The sequence below is a fragment of the Pseudomonas sp. CGJS7 genome (genome assembly GCF_036961695.1).
Window position 1 is genome coordinate 1 of the sequence record NZ_JBAMDI010000088.1, and the last position, 18,917, is coordinate 18,917.

An 18,917-nucleotide genomic window follows, 5' to 3' on the forward strand; every position below is an offset into this window, starting at 1 on the left:
GATCGCGTTGCGCGATCACGGGCGATCCAAAAAAATGTGACGCCGTTCCGGCTGCACTGTCATCGAGTTCTTGCTAGTCTCCCAGAGCCACGGTACGTGGCCGTATGTCGCAGGGCGCTACGGCTTGGGGAAGTTCCGCGCGCTTCGCAACACCTCCCGCCGATCGGCGGGCCTCGGGGAAAGCCCGCCAGGTGCTCAGGAGGAGTCCACAGATGTCAGAGGCAGTGACGCAGCAGGTATTCGAAGATCCGGCGGTCGCCGAATTGGCCGAGGCCGTGGCCGCGGGCGATGCGGCGCGGATTCGCCGTCTGGCCGCGGGCGTGGCGTTGTCCGCGCGCGGCGACAAGAACGTGACTCTGCTCGAATGGGCGGTGTTCAACCAAAGCAACGAAGGATTGAGCGCGCTGCTCGAACTCGGCGCCGATCCGGCCTGGCCCGGCGTGGACGGCAGCACCGTCGTGCATCTGGCGGCGATGGCCAACGATCCGATTTACCTGGACACCTTGCTCGCCCACGGCGCCGATCCGGACACGCCGCATTCGGTCACCGCCGCCACGCCGCTGAGCGCGGCGTTGATGGGCGAGCGGCCGGTGCAGTTCAAGCGCTTGCTCGCCGCCGGCGCCGATCCCGGACGCGCCGACCGCATGGGCAATACCGCGCTGCATGTCGCCGGCAAGATCAATCAACCCGATCGCGCGCTGGAACTGCTGCAGGCCGGCGCCCGCGCCGATGCGCGCAATGCGCAGAACCTGACCTTCCAGCGCTACGCCTTCATGACGCCGCCGAGCTTGCTCGACGCGCGCACCCGCGCCGACCGCGAAACCCTGGTCGCATGGATGCGCGAACGCGGCATCGAGCTGGAACGCGGCTAGACGCGCGCACTCGGTTACCACATTCGGAACGACGGCATACCAAGGAATTCAGGGAGACCGCAGCATGAGCCAGCCCACCCCGACCGCCGCAGGCGAGGCGCCGCAGTCCTTCGCCGATCAGGTGAGCGGTCTGCAGGCCAAGCCGATCGACAAGACGCTGTCGCGGCTGATGGACGATCTCTACGATCAGGGCCCCGGCGTCGACGGCTTCAAACCCTTGAGCGACGAACAACTGCGCGGCGTCGGCATCGATCCGGCCGGTTTGCAGAACAGCGACTCGGGTTTTCTGGCGCGTATCTACGGCGACGAACACGGCCACTACGTACTGGCGTTTTCGGGCACCGACGAAGGCAAGGACTGGCTGAGCAATTTCCGCCAGGGCCTGGGGTTCGAGGACGCGCAATACAATCAGGCGCTGGCCCTGGCGCGCGAAGCGCGGGTGGCGTTCGGCGATGAAGTGGTGATCACCGGCCATTCGCTCGGCGGCGGTCTGGCCGGTCTGGCTTCGATCGGCAGCGGCATTCCCGCGGTGACCTTCAACGCTTCGGGCGTGCACGACAAGACCCTGGAGCGCGTCGGCATCGATGCCGATGCGGCCAAGCAGGAAGTCGCGCATAACGGCCAGATCCGCCGTTACGCGGTCAAGAACGAGATCCTCACCGATCTGCAAGAGCACAGCATTCCGCTGAAGTGGGCGATGCCCGATGCGGTCGGGCACAAGATCGAACTGCCCGATCCGGATCCGCAAACCTTCTTCCAGCGTTTGATTCCCGGTAACGGCATCAAGCACGGCATCGACATCCATTACATCGAAGCGGTGATCAAGGCGCAGGAGCAGGCGATGCCGGGCCCGTCGGGGCACGATGCCGGCCGAGCGAACGGGGCCGGAGATACGTCGCGGCGCGAGGTCGGGTCGGTGGATGCGGGTCTGGCCGATCCGGGCCATCCCGGCCATGCGCTGTACGATCAAGCGCTGCGCGGCCTGCGCGGATTGCAACCGGGCGCGTTGGAATTCCGCGGCGAGCAGGGCTATCGCGATGCCGCCACGAATGCGGCGTTCGACGCCAACGCGCACGGATTCAAGCAGATCGATCACGTCATCGCCGGCCGCGATGGCGGCGGCTTCTTCCTGGTCCAGGGCGGTCTGGACGATCCCGGCCATCTGCGGGTGTTTCTGGATCAGCAACGCGCGCTGTCGCCGCCGCCGGATGCGGCCTCGTTGGCGCCTCCCGCAGCCAGCGAGACGCCCAATCAGAACGAACAGCGCCGCGCAACGCTCAGCTGAGCGTTGCGGCGGCGAACGAACCGCGCGGATGCGCCGCCGCGGTTCGTTCGCCCTGCTGCCGACCGTTTACGCCTTCCAGGAACCCACCGGCTGCCGCACCGCGACGTTGAGCCGGTTCCAGACGTTGATGTTGGCGATCGCCACGACCAAGGCCGCCAGCGCGGCTTCGTCGTAGTGGCGCGCGGCTTCGTCCCAGATTTCGTCGGACACCGATTCGGGGCGGTCGCTGATCCGGGTCAGCGCTTCGGCCAGCGCCAGCGCCGCGCGTTCGGCCGGATCGAAGTACGGCGCTTCGCGCCATGCCGCCACCGAGAACAAACGCTCATCGCTTTGGCCGACCTTCTTGCCCATCTTGGCGTGCATGTCGACGCAGGCGCCGCAGCCGTTGATCTGGCTGGCGCGCAGTTCGACCAGGATCAGGGTCGATTCGGGCACGCCCTTGTGTTCGACCGAAGACTTCAGCGCCCAAAGCGCCTTCATCGTTTCCGGCAGCACCAGGGCGGGGTTGTTCATGCGGGGCTGGCTGTTCATGCGTGGGTTCTCCATGGCTGAGGTGGGCGAATCGTTGGGTTCGTAAGGTCTGACGAAGCAGCGAGTGCGGGCGTGACATCGGGTACGGCGCGCTTGCGTTGTCTGCGTTGGCCTTCATGGGGTACGACGAACCAACATCGGCCGGCGTGACATGGCTTGAGCGATCGGCAAAAAAAACGGCCGTGCGCGAGCACGGCCGTTGAACGCAGCGGCGCCGGGTTCGGCTCGCCGCGAATCGGTTTACTTCAAGCGCCGCAACAATTCCTTGGCCACGTCCGCCGCCGAGGCCGGATTCTGGCCGGTGATCAGTTCGCGATCGACCACCACGTTGGCAGTCCAGGGCTTGGCGTTGCTGAGATAACGCACGCCGGCTTGTTCCAGCGCGGTCTGCGGGTAGAACTTCATCGCGCCGCCGCCCAGTTGCGGCTTGGCGATGTCTTCTTCCTGATTGCTGATGACGGTGACGCGGTAGCCCGCGTAGATCCATTGCGGCGGCGTCTTGGCGCGGCCGTCGGCGGCGAGCGTGGCGGCGAAGCCGGCGGCGTCGGGCAGGGTCGACAGCAGCGCGATCGGCCCGTGGCAGACCAGCGCGGTGGTCTTGCCCTTGGCGTGGAAGTCGCCGAGCAGGCGGCCCAGCGCGGGGCTGCTCAACAGATCCTGCATCGGCGCGTGTCCGCCGGGAATATAGACCGCGTCGTAACGGTCGTAGCCGAGTTGTTCGACCCGCGCCAGACTCACCACCGGCGATTTTTCCGCGGAGGTCAGCGCGAGTTTGTCGAGCAGGGTTTGATGCGTGCGCAAGGCTTGCGCGTCGCCGCCGAAATACATCGCATCGACCGAGCCGCGGTCCAGCGTCGGCGCGCGTCCTTGCGGAGTGGCGAAGGTGATGTCGTGGCCGGCGTCGATCAAGGCTTTGACCGGTTGCATCAATTCGTTGAGATAGAAACCGGTGGCGAAGGTCTTGCCGTCTTTCAGGTCCAAACGATCGGCGTCGGACAACACCACCAGGACATTGCCGGCGTGGGCGCTGCCGAACGACAAACTCAGGGCGAGCGCGGCGGTGAGGATCGATAAGGTTTTCATGCTGGTCTCGTAAGCGTTGAGTGAGCGCGCCGATGCAAGGCGCGTATCGCGGGCAGTGGATTTGCGCAGCGTCTTCAAGCGTCGCGGTGCGCCAACAACAACTCGCGCAGCGCGGCGCCGACGCCGCTGGCCGATTGCGGGTTCTGTCCGGTGATCAGGCGGCCGTCGGTCACCACTTGCGGGTTCCAGTTGGGCGCGGGCTGATGCAGCGCGCCGCGTTCGCTCAAGGCGCTGGCGAGCAGGAACGGCACCACATCGCCCAGGCCGACCGCGCGTTCTTCTTCGTCGGTGAAGGCGCTGACGCGCTTGCCGGCGACCAGCGCGGTGCCGTCGCTCAAGCGCACATTCACCAGCGCTGCGGGGCCGTGACATACCGCAGCGACCGCGCCGCCGGCTTCATAGATCTCGCGGGTCACCCGCTGCACCGCGTCGCTGGTCGGGAAGTCCCACATCGCGCCGTGGCCGCCGGCGAAGAAGATCGCCGAGTAGCGCGAGGCGTCGACCTCGTCCAGCTTCAAGGTCTGGCGCACCGCGGCGCGGAAGCCGGGGTCGTTCCAGTAGCGCGCGTTGAGCGCGTCCTCGGCCTCCAGGCCGTCGACCGGCGGCTCGCCGCCCTGGATCGAGGCGAACTCGACCGCGATGTCGGCCGCTTCCAGCTCGGTCAGGGGATGGGTGACTTCGCCCAGGTAGTAACCGGTCGGCTGGCCGGTGGCGCCTTTGACGCCGTGGCTGGTCAGGACGAACAACACCGGTTTTAGCGGCTGGGACGTGCGCGATTGCGGGGTGGTTGTGTTCATGGCGGCTCCGGGGTGAGGGGATGGCGGCCACTGTATTGATTCCGCTACCGGCGATAAAATCCCGGCGCAGAAAATCATTTGTTCTTCAGGAGCAAAAATGAGCCGGCGATTCGACCATCTGGGCGACGTGGAGACCTTCATCGCGGTCGTCGAACACGGCTCGCTGACCGCCGCAGCGGTGGCGCTGGCGACCACGCCGTCGGTGATCAGCCGGGCGATCGTGCGGCTGGAGAACCGGCTGGGCACCCAGTTGCTGCGCCGGACCACCCGCCGCCAGGGCTTGACCGACGCCGGCCGGATGTATCTGGAACACGCGCGTTCGGCGTTCGCGCTGATCGACGACGCCGAGCGCGCGATCCAGGGCGAGGGCGGCGAACTCAGCGGCCGGGTGCGCTTGAGCGTGCCGACCACGTACGGCCACTACCGTCTGCCCGCGTTGTTGCAGCGCTACACCCAGCTTTATCCGAAGGTGGCGGTGGAACTCAACATCGCCAATCGCAATGTCGATCTGGTCGCCGAGGGTTACGACCTGGCGATCCGTCTGGGGCAATTGCCCGACAGCGGATTGGTCGCGCGCAAGTTGGAGGACGCGGCCTTGTGCGTGGTGGCCGCGCCGGAGTATCTGCAACGCGCCGGCGTGCCGCGCAGTTTGCAGGATCTGTCCGCGCATACGTGTCTGCCGTTCCAGATGCCGAGCACCGGGCGCATCGCGCAATGGCAGTTCCGCGACCGAGACCGCGATATCGATTGGACGCCCGACTCGTTGTTGCAGGTGTCCGAGGATGTGCTCGGCGTGGTTTCCTTGGCCGAGCACGGCGCGGGAATTTGCCAGACCTACGACTTTATCGTCGCCGATCGATTGCAACGCGGACGGCTGGTGGAAGTGCTGCCGCAATTGCGCGGACGTTCGCGTCCGTTCTCGTTGATTTACGCGCCGCATCGGCGCTTATCGGCGGCGTCGCGGGCTTTGATCGACGTGCTCACCGGACAGGAATGAGGCGGCTTCGGCGGCTGGATACGGGGCCGTGTAGTGAGCGCTCGGATGCGCCGGGCGCTCGGGTTTTCCCTAACCGTCGTTAAACCCAAATGAAATTAAGTGTGCCGGTCGGTAGTAAATCTTCCGGCTTTAAACAACTCTTAAAGTGCGCGGGCTAATTTCGCGTCGTGCCGACAGCACGGTCGTTCCGCTCGCGTAATCCCCCCCATCCAACAGGACACCTTCCATGCGCATCGTCCGCATTGCTTCGCCGTTGCTGTTACTTATTCCATTCGCAGTATCGGCCCAGGTCACCAAGCAAGGCGAGGAGCGCGCAGACGTCGCTCCTTCCAACTGGAGCATCGGTGTGGCCGCGGGCATGCGCAACGAACTGTACGCGGGCGAGGGCAACCACACCCGGGCGATTCCGTTCTTCGGTTATGAGGGCGAACGCTTCTATTTCCGCGGCATCAGCCTGGGCTATCACTTCGTCAAGACCGACAGCTTCGTGCTCGACGGCTTCATCTCCGGCCGGTTGGACGCGATGGACAAGAAGGATTTCGGCCGCCGCGAACTGGCCCGCCGCGGGATCAACCGCGACCTGCTGGAAGACCGCGACGACAGCGCCGATGCCGGCGCGTCGGCCAGCTGGCGCGGCAGCGCGGGCGAGGTCCAACTGGAAGTCAAGGCGGACATCGCCGACGTCAGCGGCGGTTACGAAGTCGACCTGAGCTACAGCTATCCGATGCAGGCCGGCGGCTGGCTGCTGACCCCCACCGTCGGCGTCAACGCCCTGTCCAAGGATCTGGCCAATTACTACTACGGCACCTTGGACAAGGAAGTCGCGCGCGGCGTGGTCGATTACAAGCCCGGCAGCGTGACCATTCCCTATGTCGGCCTGACCGTGGCCAAGCCGTTCGCCGAGAAGTGGCGGGTCATCGCCAACCTGAGCTACCAAGTGCTGCCCGACGAAATCAGCGACAGCCCGCTGATCGCCGAGGGCACCGACGGCGTCGGCCAGATGTTCGTCGGCGTGACCCGCAGCTTCTGAGCCCGCTCGCGGCCCTCGCGCACGAACGCGAGGGCCGCGCTGCCGATGCGCGCGGCCGCGGTTTGCGGTAGCGTCGGCGGCGGACCGGATGCGCCGGGCAATGGCAGGGAGGCCTGAGCATGAAGTATCTGCGGCGATTGTTGTGGTTGCTGTTGCTGGCGGCCGTTTGCGGCGCGCTGGCTTTGTTCGCGGTGGTGCAGCCTTGGGTTTCGCCGCGGATTTCGCATCCGCCCGCGGCCGATCCGCAGCGCCTGCTCGCCGACGTCAAACACCTGTCGGTCGATCTGTACCCGCGCAGTTACGACCAGCCGGAGATGCTGGACCTTTCCGCGCGCTACATCCACGAGCAGCTGCGCCTGAGCGGCGCGCGCGTGTCGTACCAGGACGTAACCGTCGAGGGTGCGAAGTACCGCAACGTGATCGCCCGCTTCGGCCCCGAACGCGGACCGCTGCGGGTGTTCGGCGCGCATTACGATTCTTTCGCCGACGTCGGCCAGGGCAGCGACGACCCGCGCGGCTACTCGCCCAAGACCCACACCCCGGGTGCCGACGACAACGCCAGCGGCGTGGCCGGTTTGCTGGAACTGGCGCGCATGCTCGGCCGTAGCGAACAGACCCGTCCGATCGAACTGGTCGCCTACACCCTGGAAGAGCCGCCGCATTTCCGCAGCGAACACATGGGCAGCGCCTGGCATGCGCGCGCCTTGCGCGAGGCCGGGCGCGAAGTCGAGTTCATGCTGTCGCTGGAGATGATCGGCCGCTTCAGCGACCGCCGCGGCAGCCAGCACTATCCGGTGCGCGGCATGCACCGCTTGTATTCCGAGCGCGGCGATTTCGTCGCCCTGGTCGGCCGCATGGGCGACTTCGCAACCAGCCGCCGGCTCAAGGCGAGCCTGGCCGGCGCCGGCGATCTGCCGGTGCATTCGATCAACGCGCCGCCGCTGTTGGTGCAAGGCGTGGATTTCTCCGATCACCTGAGTTACTGGCGCGAAGGCTATCCGGCGTTGATGGTCACCGACACCTCGTTCATGCGCAGCGACACCTATCATCAGGCCAGCGATACTTACGAAAAACTGGATTACCAGCGAATGGCCAAGGTGGTGCAGGCGGTGTATGCGGCGAGTCAGATGCCGTGAGCGATTCGATCCGTTGGCGGCGCTCGGTTGTTGTCGCGGTGGCGCTGGCAGCCGCGGCGGCGATCGCGGTGTCGATTCCGTTGGCCCGGCACCAGCAGCGACTGCAGCGCGAGCGCGAAGCGGCGATGCCGCGGCCGTTGCCGGTGAGCGATAGCGAGCAGGCGGCGATCGTGCGCGCGTTGCTCGATCAGATCGAAATAGTCGGTGGCGACGTGCCGCCGCCGCCCGCGCCGGGCGAGGCGGCGAAACCGCGGATCGACGACCGGCCTGTCGTGCTGAGCCGGGACACGCCGGCGGCTTGCCGCTTTCGCGAAGACCTGTTGCCCAGGCGCGATGCCGGCTGCGCGACGCCGCCGTTGGCGACCTCGATTGTGTCCCTGTATCGCGACGACGGATTCATGCCGCTGAAACTGCGTCGCGAGTTGGTGCTGGCGAATCAGACGCCGTCGCAGAATCCCGATCCGCGCGATCCGGGAATCGTGTATCGCCGCGAGGCGACGTCAGGTCAGAGAAAAGAATCGTCGCTCTGGCCGTTGCGTGATTACCCGAACGCAAAAGCCTGGCTGATGGTCGCCCGCGCGGTGCGCACGGCCGACGGAACCGGCGCGTTGATCTATGCCCAGATCGAGTGCGGCCTGCAGTGTTCGCAAGGCCAGTTGTATCAGCTGCAGCGGCGTGGCGACGGCTGGATCGTCGTCGCCACGCAGGTGCTGTTCGTCAGTTGAACCGCGTCGCTGTTCGGCGATGCGGGGTTCCTCAGTCGATGCGATAGACCCGCGCCTTCGGCGTGTCCTCATCGACCTGCAGAAACCAGCGCCCGGCCACGCCGGGGACGACCACGATCTCGGGCGTGGTCATCGGCTTGGGCAGTTTCATGCTGCCCTTGAGCACCTTCCACTGCTGCCCGTTCTCCAGTTCGAACACCGTGCCGGGTTCCCAGCCGGCGACGTCGTGCTTGAGCCGGCTCTTGATCGGCTCATCGTTGAGGCCGATGAACTGGCCGGCGCCGGCCGGCTTGGCGGTCTTGGCCGGCGGTGCGCCCGCGCCGATGGCGGGGCCGTCGTCTTGCGCCGCCGAAGTCGCCGGGGCGCTATCGACCAGCGCGGGAGCGGCTTTTTCGTCGGCCGCGCGCAGCATGCGGTTGAGGGTGGCCAGTTGTTCGGCGCTCAGGCCGACCTCGCGCAGCTGCTCGGGGCTCAGGCGCTGTTCGATCTCGACATAGGGCGGTTTGGCGGCGGCCGCGAACGTGCACGCGAGCAGGGCCAACAACAGGGAAACGAGCTTGAACGAGCGCATGGGAGTTGCCTGTAGGGGGGGGCGATCGGTGGACAGGTCCGGCAGCGGGACCGCCACGGCGGAATCCAGGCAATTTATGGCTGTTTCGTGACAATTGAGAGACAGCGACCCCAGCGCCTCCCTGCCGGAGCCCCCTGTAGGAGCCCCCCTGTAGGAGCCCCCCTGTAGGAGCTGCGCAAGCTGCGACCGCGACATCGCGCTTACGACGCAACTGCGGTGTCGCGGTCGCAGCTTGCGCAGCTCCTACAGTCGGACCTCAGGCCGCGAATGTCCGCGCAGTCGGCCAACCCCGTGGCTGTTCGCCGCGGCAATCGCACCGCTATCGAAAAATTATCGAGACCCGCTCAACCCGGCGGGCGCGACCCTGGTCGCGGCGATTCAGCAGCCGGGTCACAACCACGCCGGCCGATCCGCGTCTTCGTCGCAGATGCGGCAATTCGCAAAATAAGCGGTACCCATCGACATTCGCGCGCGCGGGCCCGGCGATAGCGTTGCGCTACCGTCGATCGGGCGGGATTTGAGGAGGAATCCGCAATGAAGAAGTTCATGCTCGCACCGCTGCTGGCCGCGTCCTTGTTCGCTTCGCAGGCTTCGGCCGCTCCGCACACCGAATTGATCTACGGCAGCGGCGCCTGGGCCGATCAGACCACCGCGACGGTGATCGCGATCAATCAGGCCATCGCCGTTTGCCAGCAGTCCGGCGGCAGCGTGCTGTTCGGCTACAACGTCACCAATGCCGGTTATTTCCACCCGAACTGGTACATCACCGTCTCGATCCGTTGCCAGTACCTCTGATCGGCGAACACGCCAAGGGCCTCTTGCGAGGCCCTTGGCGATACGCGCGCGGCGCGAGGCGGCGGTTGGGTTCAGACCTTCCAGCCGAACGCGTTCCACCCCCACATCGCATACACGGTGACGGCGAACACCAGCACCGCCAGGGTATGCCGCAGCTTGCGCCACACGCCGATGTCGCCCGCGCGCCACAGCGGCCACAACAAGGCCAGATCGACCAGCGTCAGCAGCGCCGGCAACAGCGCCAGCCACAGCGCGGCGCGCAGCAACGCGGTCGGGTAGCTGTAGATCGCTTCGTTGCCGGCCGACATCAACTCGGCGAAGCTGGCCCCGAACAACACCACGAACAACAGCCAGGCGCCCGCGGTGAGGCCGAGCCAGCGCGTGCTGCTCGCGGCGGCGGTACGTTCGCCGCGGCGGCGCAACCAGATTCCGGTCAACACGCCCAGCGAGGCCAGCACGCTCAGCCCCAGCAGCAAGTACAGGGTATTGGCGCTGTCGAACGCGCCGGCGCGCAGATACACATCGTGGCCATAGGGCGACACGAAGCCCTTGACCGCGCCGTTCTCTCGCACGAACACCAAGCGCCCGGGGCCTTCCACCGCGCGGAAGGTATCGGCCTTCTCCCACACCCAGCGCGAGGTTTCATCGCCGACGCTGAGGGTGAGGTAGCCGTCGTCGGTCGCGCCCAACACGGCGTTGGAGGCGGTCAGCAGCTTTTCGAAATGACGATGGTTGCGGCGTTCGCTGAGGTATTTGCCCAGGTAGGCCTTGTTGGTCTCCACCGCATCCGCCGGCGGCACCGGCAGCGGCGCCGGGCGCGCGCGTTCGAAGTAGTGCTGCAGCAGCAAGCCGGGCAGTTCGGCGGCCAGACGCACGCCGGTGTCGGTGTTGGTGGAGACGAACACGCCGAAGCCGAGCTCCGGCACGGCGACCATATTCGAGTGGAAATACAAGGTCGCGCCGCCATGCTCCAGGCTGTGGACCTGGCCGTATTGGCGGCGGAAGAAGCCGTAGCTCAGGCCGGTCGCGCCGGGCGCGCTGGCGAACAGCGGGCCGGCTTCGAGCCGGGCGAAGGCCGCCGCCGGCACGATCCGCTGGCCGTCGAGTTCGCCGCGGTTGAGCAGCATGCGCAGGTAACGCGCCATGTCGGCCGCGTCGCTGGAGACCGAACCGGCCGGCGCGACCGCGGCGATGTATTCGAAGCCGTGCTTCTTGAACCCGCCGTCCTTGCGTTGATGCCCGTCCGACCACAGCCCCTTGAACGCGGCGCCGCTGTCGCGCGGATCGGCCGCGCCCAGCGGTTCGCGGAAGGTGGTGCGGCGCATGCCCATCGGCGCGAACAGATCGCGTTCGATCAAGGCTTCGAACTGCACGCCGCTGACTTGCGCCAGCACTTCGCCGAGCAGGGCCAGGCTGTAGTTGGAGTAGACCGCGTACAAACCGGGCTCGCGCACGCGCGCGGGGCGGTGGCGCAGCAGGTAATCGTGCAGCGACGGCGCGTGTTGCGGGTCCTTGGCGAACAGATGGCCGAAGGCGGAGTCTTCGTAACCGGCGGTGTGGGTCAGCAGGTGGCGCAGCAGCACCGGCTTGTAACCGTCCTCGGGCAGCTTGAGGTCTTGCGGCAGGTAATCGTTGACCGGCGTGTCGAGCTTGAGTTTGCCGGCTTCGATCAGCTTGACCGTTTCCAGATAGGTGAAGGTCTTGGAGACCGAGCCGATCCGGAACAAGGTGGCGTCCGGCGTTACCGGCCGCTCCGGATTCTGCGAGGCCAGCCCGTAACCGCGCAACAGCAACGGCCCTTGCGCGTCGACCACCGCGACGGTGACGCCGGCGATGCCGAAGCGGCGCCGATAGGACTCGACCACGCCGTCGACGTAGGCGCCCAGGTCCTTGGCGTCCAGGCGCGCGGCCGGCGCCGACTCCACCGCAGGCGCGGTCGTTGCGGGCGACGGCGCGGGCGAGGGCGAAGCGGGCAGCGGCGTCTGCGCGTGCAGCGCGCCGATCGATGCCGTCAGCAGACCGACGGCGAAACATCTCAGGTACGACCACTTCATGTCCGTCCTCCAGGTCAGTAAGCGATGGACTGCGGCGCGGCGGGCGGACGCAAGCGTCCGCTGCGCAACTGCCACAAACCCCAGGTCAACAACGGCAGCACGTACACCGCCAGCAACAGATAAGCCAGACCGCGGTAACCGCTGGCGATCAGATCGACCAGGCCGAAGCGGTCGGCGAGAAAGATCGATCCGATCAACAATCCGCCGGCCACCGCCAAACGTCCGCGTTTGGGCAAGGCCTGTCCGCCGCGCGCGCGCCAGGCCGCCTCCACCCGTTGATTGATCGCATGCACCGCGCCGGTGCCGCTTTCGAGCAGGGCAGCGAAGATCATCAGCTGGAACACGCCATGAAACAGCGGCAGCTGCAAGCGTTGCAACAGGTAATCCGAAGGCAAGGCTTCGTCGGCGATCTGCGGGTAATAGGCGACCATGCACGCGAAGAAGGCCAGCGCCGGCAGCATCGCCAGCGGCCCGGCGATCAAACCGGCGATAAGCGCATCGCGGCGGCCGGTGAAATGGCGGACGATCGGCAAGATCACCACTGCGCCGATGATGTTGTAACCGGCATAGGTCAAGCCGTTGAACGCCCAGTCCAGCTCCGGCCGCGGCGCGGCGAACTGCGCGGCGATCCGGTCGCCGAATCGGCTCAGCGCCAACACCACGAACAGCGCATACACCCCGTACAGAAAGAACGACACCCACTTGAACAAGCGCTCCACCGATTCGTTGCCGAAGCTGACGAACGCGGCGATGCCGGCGACCAGACACAAGGTGCCCAGCAGCGGCGGCCAGCCGAACAGGCCGGCGCCGATCGCGCCGGAGGCGGCGCCGAACACCGCCAGCAACACGATCAGCAAGGCCAGATAAGCCAGTTCGAACAAGCCCCAGAACGGGCCGAGCAAGCGCTGGAAGAACGCGCGGTAATCGTAGGTCGCCGCGGCGTGGGCGTAGGCGAAGGTGGCCATGCACACCGCGCTCCACACCGCCATCGCCAACAGCATGCCCTTGATCCCGCCCCACGGCCCGCCGGGCAAGAAGAACTCGGCCAGTTCGCGGCCGGTGGCGTAGCCGCCGCCGATCACCACCGCCTTGAACGCGAAGCCCGGCAGCAGGAAGCGTTGGAACCACGAGCCAGTGGCGGATGAGCGCATGGACATCTCCAGGTGAGGCCGTGGCGTGGAAGATTCAGCCCGGATCGTTCAAGCACGCGCGCACCAGCGCCTGCAACGACGCGCCGCCGCGGATCGGATCGGCGACCGGCAAGCCCAGCCGCGCGCTTTCGCTGTCGAGCAGGGCTTGCGCTTGGGTGGGATCGAGCTGCGAGGTATTCAGGCTCACGCCGGCGCAACGGATCGCCGGATTGGTGCGGCGGCCCAGGCGCAGATTCAGATCGATGGTTTCTTCGATCGACGGCAACGCGTAGCCCGGATAGCCGAGCAATTCGGTGCGGCCTGGTTCGTGACAGACCACGATCGCATCGGGCTGGCTGCCGTGCAGCAGCGCCAGCGATACGCCGGCATAGGCCGGATGCGACAACGAGCCCTGGCCTTCGATCACGTCCCAATGCCCGGCGTGCGCGTCGGGGCTGAGCAGTTCGGCGGCGCCGGAGGCGAAATCGGCGATCACCGCATCCATCGGAATGCCGCGTCCGGCGATCAACAGGCCGGTCTGGCCGCTGGCGCGGAAGGTCGCATCGATGCCGAGCGCGCGCATCGCCCGGGCCAGACTCAGCGCGGTGTATTTCTTGCCCAAGGCGCAATCGGTGCCGACGGTGAGCAAGCGCTTGCCGCTGCGTTTGCGGCCGCTGCCGGTCGGCAGATCGGCCGGCGGCTCGCGCACGTCGATCAGGCGGCGGCCGTGGCGTTGCGCGTGTTCGCGCAGCGGCGCGACCTCGCTCAGGCGGGTGTGCATGCCGCCGATCAGGTCCAGACCATTGCTCAGCGCATCCAGCAGCGCCGGCATCCAATGCGCCGGAATCACCCCGCCGACGTTGGCCACGCCGATCACCAGCGCGCGTGCGCCAGCCGCATGCGCTTGGCCCGGGTCCATCTGGGTCAGACCCAAGCCGACCGTGGCGCCGGGCAGGGCGTATTCGCCGATGCAGCGTTCCGGCGCCCAGTCGCGCAGACCGAACGCGGTCTTGGCGAAGGCCGGATGTTGCACATCGCCCAGAAACAACAGGTAGGGCTGCGGCAGGTCGAGCGATTGCAGCGGAGCGGGTTCGGCGACAGCGTCGATCGGCATTCGGGACATTCCGTTGTGACCCGGCGCGTGGTCGCGATCCGGGCGGCGAGGCGTGAGGGGGAGTGGATGCGGCGTGGGTTCGCTCAGAACCAGATATCGAATTCCAGTCCGACCGTGCGCGGCTGCACCCGGTTGGCCTGCCATTCCACGGTCGCGCCGGTGGCGGCGCTCTTGACCGGCGACAGCGCGGTGATGGCGCGTTGATCGGTGAGGTTGCGCACGTACATGCGCAAGGCCCAGTTGCCGTGGCTCAGCTCGGTGTTGAGGTTGAGCTGGCCGCTGGCCGACAGCTGCGCCGCGTCGGGATTGCTGTCGACATGGGTCTTGCGCTTGCCCAGCCATTGGTAACTGGCGCCGACGCGGCCGTTGTAGCCTTCGGCCCAGAGGAAGTCGTAGTCGGCGGTCAGGGCGAAATTCCAGCGCGGAATGCCCGTCAGCGCATCGCCGGGCAGGCCGCGCAACGACGGCGCGGCATCGACCAGATACGCATCGGTGTACGAACCGTTGAAGCCCATGCGCAGATCCGGGGTGAGCTTGAACACCGACGTCAGCTCGACCCCGCGGCTGCGCGCCTTGCCGCCGTTGGCCGAGTAAGTCAGTCCGTCGCGGGTCGAGGCCGACAACTGGATGTCCTTCCAGTCGATCAGGAACGCGGCCAGATCGATCGACGCGCGCTGATCGAAGAACAGCGATTTCCAGCCGATTTCGTAGTTGACCAGGCTGTCGGAATCGACCGACGGCGGAATCCCCGGCAAGGCGACATTGGGGCCGCCGGGACGGTAGCCGCTGGCCACGCGCGCATACAGCATGCTGTCCTGATCCAGATGCCAGCGCGAACCCAGCAGATACGTGGTGACGCTTTCTGAGGACTGGCCGTCGGTGACGCCCAAGGCCAGCAAGCTGCCGGCGGTGGCGATCTGCTGGAAGTCCTGGTCGTTGCGCGCGTAGCGCACACCGGCGGTCACGTCGAAGCGCGGGCTGAACTTGTAGGTGAGGTTGCCGAACAGCGCGCGTTCCTTGTACGTCGAGGGCAGGTCGACCACCGCCAGCGGGTCCATACCGGCCACCGGCACGCCGGCGAACGACTCGGCGCGCAGTTCCTGGTGATTGCTCGATTTCTCGTGGGTGTAGAACCCGCCGAGCATCCACTCGACCTTGTCGTCGGGTTTGGATTGCAGGCGCAGTTCCTGGGTCCATTTCTTCAAGCCCAGGCTGAGCGGAAACACCGACACGCCCGGGGCCGCGCCGAACAGCGGAAACAGCGGGCCGTAGGTCTTGCTTTGATCGTTGAGCTGATAGGTCGTGGTCTTGGAGTAGCTGGTGGCCGAAACGAAATCGGCCCAGTGCAGATTCCAGTCGACGGTGGCGGCGAAGAAGTCGATCTTCTTCTCGAAACGCTCAGCGGCCGGCTTGTCGGTGCCGTCCTTGCCCAAATGCGCGCGCCGCTGCGCGTCGAGGATGCCGACGCTGTTGTCGTCGGCGTCGATGGTCTGGTGCAGGCCGGTGAGCTTGAGGCTCAGGTTTTCGCCGGGCTGCCACAGCAGCGACAGATGGCCGCTGCGCTGACGGGTGTCGTTGATGTCCTTGCGGCCGGTGTAGACGTTGTCGGTCCAGCCCGGCGTGGACTCGTTGGCGAAGGACGCGCGCAGCGCGAGCTTGCCTTCGATCAACGGCGCGTTGATGCCGGCGCGCGCGTTCCAGCCGTTGCCGCCGGCGCCGCGGATGCTGGAAACGCCGCCGCCGACGCGGCCTTCGAAACTGTCCAGGTCCGGATCCTTGAGCACGTATTTGAGCAGGCCGCCCATCGCGCCGGCGCCGTACAGCGTGCCTTGCGGGCCGCGCAGGACTTCCACCCGCTGGATGTCGTAAGGCAGCAGATCCAGCACGAAGCCGCTGGAACGGGCGAAGTTGCTGCTCGAACCCAGGGGCGTGTCGTCCAGGTAAGTGCCGACCACCGCGCCCGGGCCCAGGGTCGGGATGCCGCGCAGCGAGATCGAGGTCTGGCCGGGCGTGCCGTTGTCGGTGATGGTCATCGCCGGCAGGTAACCGTTCAAATCCGACAACTGGGTGACGTGCTGGTTTTCCAGTTGTTGCTCGCCGATCACGCTGATCGAGGACGGCACCTTGCGCGCGTTCTCGCTGCGCTTCTGCGCGGTCACCGTGACCGTTTCCAGGGTCGCCGAAGCTTGCTCGCCGCGCTGCGGCGGCGCCGGTTCCGCCGCGCCGTCCTGCGCCGAGGCGGTGCAGGACCATGCGCCGAGGGCCAGGGCGATGGCCAGGCCGAGACGATGCGGAGCGGTGTCGCGGGTGGTTGCGTGCGGCATGACGGTACTCCCGGGGAGCGGACTGCGTTGGGGTGACGCTGGAGATTGCGGCGACGGCCGCGGCGTGGGTCAGCGCCAGACTTGCCCGAGCAAGCGGCGGAAATTGCCGCCGAGCACGGCTTCGATGTCGCCGTCGCTGTAGCCGCGGCGGATCAGCGCGTCGGTGAGCTCGAAGATCTTGGTCGGGCGGTCGAAGCCTTCGATGTCGATGCGTTCGCGGAAGCCGTAGCTGGCTTTGTACGAAGCCTTCAGCGCCTTGAGCTGATCGGCCGGCATCGCGTCGTAGCCGTACAGATCGGCGTCGGAGCCGATGCCGACGTGCTCGATGCCGACCAGCCTGGCGACGTGGTCGATGTGATCGACCATGCTGTCGAGCGTGGTCGGTTCCTTGGCGCCGACGAACATGCGCACGCCGGTGATGCCCATCACCCCGCCCTTGGCGGCGAGCTTGCGGATCGCTTCGTCGCTCTTGAGCCGAGGGTGGTCGTTGAGCGCGCGGCAGTTGGAGTGGGTGATCGCGATCGGCCCCTTGGCCAGTTCGATCGCGTCCAGGGTGGTGCGTTCGCCGCAATGCGACACGTCGACCAGCATGCCGACCTTTTCCATCTCCGCGACGATCGCAACGCCGTAATCGCTGAGCCCGCCGTCTTCGCGCTCGGTACTGCCCGAGCCGATCACGGTCTGGCTGTTGTAGGTCAACTGCGCGCAGCGCAGGCCCAGGCCGTGGAAGAACTTCACGTCTTCCTTGCTGCGGAAGTGTTCGGCGTTCTGTACGCCGGAGATCACCGCGATCTTGCCGTCGCGCTTGGCCCGATCCAGATCGGCGGCCTGACCGACCAGGGTGAACAGGTCGCTGCGGCGGGCGAGCAGGCCGTGCCAGCCGGCCAGGTATTCGGCCACGCGTTCGCGCGCGTCCGGCCCGGTGAGGCCCCAGGAGTTGTGGAAGACGTCGATGCCGCTGAGGCGGAAATCGGCGACTTGCTGGTCGGTCAACGGCAAGGCATAGACGTCTTCGCGCATGTCCAGACGCAGCGGCGCGAGCATGTCGATCACCAGCGCGCGCTCGACGATGGCGCGCGCGCGGCTGGAGTATCGGCTGAGGTCGGGTTTGCCCGGCTGGATCGCGCCGGGCGACTTGGCGGCGGTCAAAGCATGCATCGGCAACGCCAACGCGGCGGCGGCCGCGGAGGCTTGCAGCAATCGGCGGCGGCCGAGTCGGACGGTGGAATCGCTCATGTGCGCGGGCCTGTGGTCAACGGAGGGGCGCGGCGGGGAACGCCGCGTTGAGGCGAGCGGTGTGCGCGGCATCGGTGGCGGCGGCGTCGCCGCCGCCCCAGACATCGCCGGGGCAGTGGATGCGGCCGTCGCGATAGGTCACCGCGCGCGCTCGGTCGCCGGCGAGGAAGGTCGGGCCGTCCAGATCGACCACGTCGCAGAACTGTCCGAGCACGAATGCGGGCGCGGCGGCCCAACTGGTGCCGAGCATGTTGCCGACCATAAGCTTCATGCCCAGCTCGCGCGCTCGCGCGACGATCAGCAGCGCTTCGGTGAGGCCGCCGCATTTGTCCAGCTTGAGGTTGAGCACATCGAAGCGGCCGTGCAGGGCATCGACTTCGTCGAGTCCTTGCAGGCTTTCGTCGGCGGCCACGTCGATCGGGCAATCCAGCGAATCCATATCGGCTTCGCGTCCGCGCGCGAAGGGCTGTTCGAGCAGGATCGCGCGCTGATCGGCCAACGCTGAGATAAGCGGTTCGATCCGCTCCAGGGTGTAGGCCTGATTGGCGTCGACGGCGAGATCGACGTCCGGGCGCGCGCGGCGCGCGGCCTGGATGCGCGCGATGTCGGCGTCGACATCGCCGTCGAGCTTGAGCTTGAGCAAGCGCGCCTGGGCATGGCCGAGCGCGCCGGCGGCGACGACGCCCGGATCCTCCGCGCCGAGGGTGAAGGCGGTGATCAGCGCGCGCGGGTGCGGCGCTTGCGCCAGTTGCCACACCGGCCGCCGTTCGCGTTGGGCTTGCAGTTCCCACAACGCGCAATCGATGGCGTTGCGGGCGCCGCCCGGCGGCAGCAGCGCGCGCAACTGTGCGCGGTCCAGACCGGCTTCGATCGCCTCGCGGCAGGATTCCACGCTGGCCCGCATCGATTCGGGCTCATCATTGAGGTAGTACACGCCGCTGGCTTCGCCGCGGCCGTAGCCGTCGGCCGCGCTGAGGATCGCGGTCAACGCCGGCATCGCTTCGAAGCGATAGCCGGCGATGCGGAACGGCGCCTTCAACGGCAGCGGTTCGATCGCCAGCGACAGCTGCAGTCGGGTAACTCGGGACATGTGCGCTTGACCGGTAAACCATCGGGCGCCGCGTGCGCGGCGTGCGGGTTGCTCGGCGGCCCTCCCTGCGACCGCGCTGTGGCCCCTGCGCGGGTCGTCGCCGAATCTTCAGAACGCGCCGGTGCGGCGTGTTTCAGAATCAGAAAA

Annotated in this window: 17 protein-coding genes; 7 read left to right on the forward strand and 10 right to left on the reverse strand. The window is 67.0% G+C overall.

The window, feature by feature from the left end:
• Positions 1-212: 212 nt before the first annotated feature.
• Both V7787_RS36160 and V7787_RS36165 read left to right on the forward strand, forming a co-directional pair.
• On the forward strand, positions 213-872 hold the full coding sequence (locus V7787_RS36160; protein ID WP_336092234.1) for an ankyrin repeat domain-containing protein: 660 nt from the start codon (positions 213-215) through the stop codon (positions 870-872).
• 64 nt (positions 873-936) lie between these two features.
• Positions 937-2,157, forward strand: a complete 1,221-nt coding sequence (locus V7787_RS36165; protein ID WP_336092236.1) for an XVIPCD domain-containing protein — start codon at positions 937-939, stop codon at positions 2,155-2,157.
• A 66-nt stretch (positions 2,158-2,223) separates the two neighbouring features.
• Here the strand turns inward: V7787_RS36165 and V7787_RS36170 are convergent, their stop codons facing one another.
• The 3 genes from V7787_RS36170 to V7787_RS36180 form a co-directional block, all read right to left on the reverse strand.
• Positions 2,224-2,688, reverse strand: coding sequence for a carboxymuconolactone decarboxylase family protein (locus V7787_RS36170; RefSeq protein ID WP_336092237.1), 465 nt, complete (start codon positions 2,686-2,688; stop codon positions 2,224-2,226).
• A gap of 240 nt (positions 2,689-2,928) precedes the next feature.
• Complete coding sequence (locus tag V7787_RS36175; protein WP_336092239.1) at positions 2,929-3,771, reverse strand: type 1 glutamine amidotransferase domain-containing protein; 843 nt, start codon at positions 3,769-3,771, stop codon at positions 2,929-2,931.
• Positions 3,772-3,845: 74 nt separating this feature from the next.
• A complete protein-coding gene (locus V7787_RS36180) occupies positions 3,846-4,568 on the reverse strand; it encodes a type 1 glutamine amidotransferase domain-containing protein (protein ID WP_336092240.1) in 723 nt (240 codons plus the stop codon).
• A 97-nt stretch (positions 4,569-4,665) separates the two neighbouring features.
• Between V7787_RS36180 and V7787_RS36185 the strand changes: the two genes are divergently transcribed.
• From V7787_RS36185 to V7787_RS36200, 4 genes are all read left to right on the forward strand, one after another.
• Positions 4,666-5,565, forward strand: coding sequence for a LysR family transcriptional regulator (locus V7787_RS36185; RefSeq protein ID WP_336092242.1), 900 nt, complete (start codon positions 4,666-4,668; stop codon positions 5,563-5,565).
• A 226-nt stretch (positions 5,566-5,791) separates the two neighbouring features.
• Entirely contained in the window at positions 5,792-6,595 is an 804-nt protein-coding gene (locus V7787_RS36190; protein ID WP_336092244.1) for a MipA/OmpV family protein, read from the forward strand.
• Between the two features lie 119 nt (positions 6,596-6,714).
• Entirely contained in the window at positions 6,715-7,731 is a 1,017-nt protein-coding gene (locus tag V7787_RS36195; RefSeq protein ID WP_336092245.1) for a M28 family peptidase, read from the forward strand.
• 125 nt (positions 7,732-7,856) lie between these two features.
• Positions 7,857-8,456 (forward strand): hypothetical protein, encoded by a 600-nt coding sequence (locus V7787_RS36200; protein WP_336092246.1) that lies wholly within the window; start codon positions 7,857-7,859, stop codon positions 8,454-8,456.
• A gap of 31 nt (positions 8,457-8,487) precedes the next feature.
• Here the strand turns inward: V7787_RS36200 and V7787_RS36205 are convergent, their stop codons facing one another.
• Positions 8,488-9,027 (reverse strand): hypothetical protein, encoded by a 540-nt coding sequence (locus V7787_RS36205; RefSeq protein WP_336092248.1) that lies wholly within the window; start codon positions 9,025-9,027, stop codon positions 8,488-8,490.
• 534 nt (positions 9,028-9,561) lie between these two features.
• Between V7787_RS36205 and V7787_RS36210 the strand changes: the two genes are divergently transcribed.
• Positions 9,562-9,822, forward strand: coding sequence for a hypothetical protein (locus V7787_RS36210; protein ID WP_336092250.1), 261 nt, complete (start codon positions 9,562-9,564; stop codon positions 9,820-9,822).
• Between the two features lie 71 nt (positions 9,823-9,893).
• On the opposite strand, the gene V7787_RS36215 is transcribed toward V7787_RS36210, so the two are convergent.
• The 6 genes from V7787_RS36215 to V7787_RS36240 form a co-directional block, all read right to left on the reverse strand.
• On the reverse strand, positions 9,894-11,876 hold the full coding sequence (locus V7787_RS36215; protein WP_336092252.1) for a serine hydrolase domain-containing protein: 1,983 nt from the start codon (positions 11,874-11,876) through the stop codon (positions 9,894-9,896).
• Between the two features lie 14 nt (positions 11,877-11,890).
• Positions 11,891-13,027 carry a YkvI family membrane protein gene (locus V7787_RS36220; protein WP_336092253.1) on the reverse strand — a complete coding sequence of 379 codons (1,137 nt, stop codon included), beginning with the start codon at positions 13,025-13,027 and terminating at the stop codon, positions 11,891-11,893.
• Positions 13,028-13,061: 34 nt separating this feature from the next.
• Positions 13,062-14,120, reverse strand: coding sequence for a DUF1611 domain-containing protein (locus V7787_RS36225; protein ID WP_336092254.1), 1,059 nt, complete (start codon positions 14,118-14,120; stop codon positions 13,062-13,064).
• Between the two features lie 83 nt (positions 14,121-14,203).
• Positions 14,204-16,444 (reverse strand): TonB-dependent receptor, encoded by a 2,241-nt coding sequence (locus V7787_RS36230; RefSeq protein WP_336092256.1) that lies wholly within the window; start codon positions 16,442-16,444, stop codon positions 14,204-14,206.
• 69 nt (positions 16,445-16,513) lie between these two features.
• A complete protein-coding gene (locus V7787_RS36235) occupies positions 16,514-17,680 on the reverse strand; it encodes a dipeptidase (RefSeq protein ID WP_336092258.1) in 1,167 nt (388 codons plus the stop codon).
• Positions 17,681-17,696: 16 nt separating this feature from the next.
• Positions 17,697-18,770 (reverse strand): dipeptide epimerase, encoded by a 1,074-nt coding sequence (locus V7787_RS36240; RefSeq protein WP_336092260.1) that lies wholly within the window; start codon positions 18,768-18,770, stop codon positions 17,697-17,699.
• Between the last annotated feature and the right edge of the window lie 147 nt (positions 18,771-18,917).

Coding starts and splice junctions, on each gene's coding strand:
- V7787_RS36160 (WP_336092234.1), top strand. CDS start 213: ATGTCAGAGGCAGTGACGCAGCAGGTATTCGAAGATCCGGCGGTCGCC.
- V7787_RS36165 (WP_336092236.1), top strand. CDS start 937: ATGAGCCAGCCCACCCCGACCGCCGCAGGCGAGGCGCCGCAGTCCTTC.
- V7787_RS36170 (WP_336092237.1), bottom strand. CDS start 2,688: ATGAACAGCCAGCCCCGCATGAACAACCCCGCCCTGGTGCTGCCGGAA.
- V7787_RS36175 (WP_336092239.1), bottom strand. CDS start 3,771: ATGAAAACCTTATCGATCCTCACCGCCGCGCTCGCCCTGAGTTTGTCG.
- V7787_RS36180 (WP_336092240.1), bottom strand. CDS start 4,568: ATGAACACAACCACCCCGCAATCGCGCACGTCCCAGCCGCTAAAACCG.
- V7787_RS36185 (WP_336092242.1), top strand. CDS start 4,666: ATGAGCCGGCGATTCGACCATCTGGGCGACGTGGAGACCTTCATCGCG.
- V7787_RS36190 (WP_336092244.1), top strand. CDS start 5,792: ATGCGCATCGTCCGCATTGCTTCGCCGTTGCTGTTACTTATTCCATTC.
- V7787_RS36195 (WP_336092245.1), top strand. CDS start 6,715: ATGAAGTATCTGCGGCGATTGTTGTGGTTGCTGTTGCTGGCGGCCGTT.
- V7787_RS36200 (WP_336092246.1), top strand. CDS start 7,857: ATGCCGCGGCCGTTGCCGGTGAGCGATAGCGAGCAGGCGGCGATCGTG.
- V7787_RS36205 (WP_336092248.1), bottom strand. CDS start 9,027: ATGCGCTCGTTCAAGCTCGTTTCCCTGTTGTTGGCCCTGCTCGCGTGC.
- V7787_RS36210 (WP_336092250.1), top strand. CDS start 9,562: ATGAAGAAGTTCATGCTCGCACCGCTGCTGGCCGCGTCCTTGTTCGCT.
- V7787_RS36215 (WP_336092252.1), bottom strand. CDS start 11,876: ATGAAGTGGTCGTACCTGAGATGTTTCGCCGTCGGTCTGCTGACGGCA.
- V7787_RS36220 (WP_336092253.1), bottom strand. CDS start 13,027: ATGCGCTCATCCGCCACTGGCTCGTGGTTCCAACGCTTCCTGCTGCCG.
- V7787_RS36225 (WP_336092254.1), bottom strand. CDS start 14,120: ATGCCGATCGACGCTGTCGCCGAACCCGCTCCGCTGCAATCGCTCGAC.
- V7787_RS36230 (WP_336092256.1), bottom strand. CDS start 16,444: ATGCCGCACGCAACCACCCGCGACACCGCTCCGCATCGTCTCGGCCTG.
- V7787_RS36235 (WP_336092258.1), bottom strand. CDS start 17,680: ATGAGCGATTCCACCGTCCGACTCGGCCGCCGCCGATTGCTGCAAGCC.
- V7787_RS36240 (WP_336092260.1), bottom strand. CDS start 18,770: ATGTCCCGAGTTACCCGACTGCAGCTGTCGCTGGCGATCGAACCGCTG.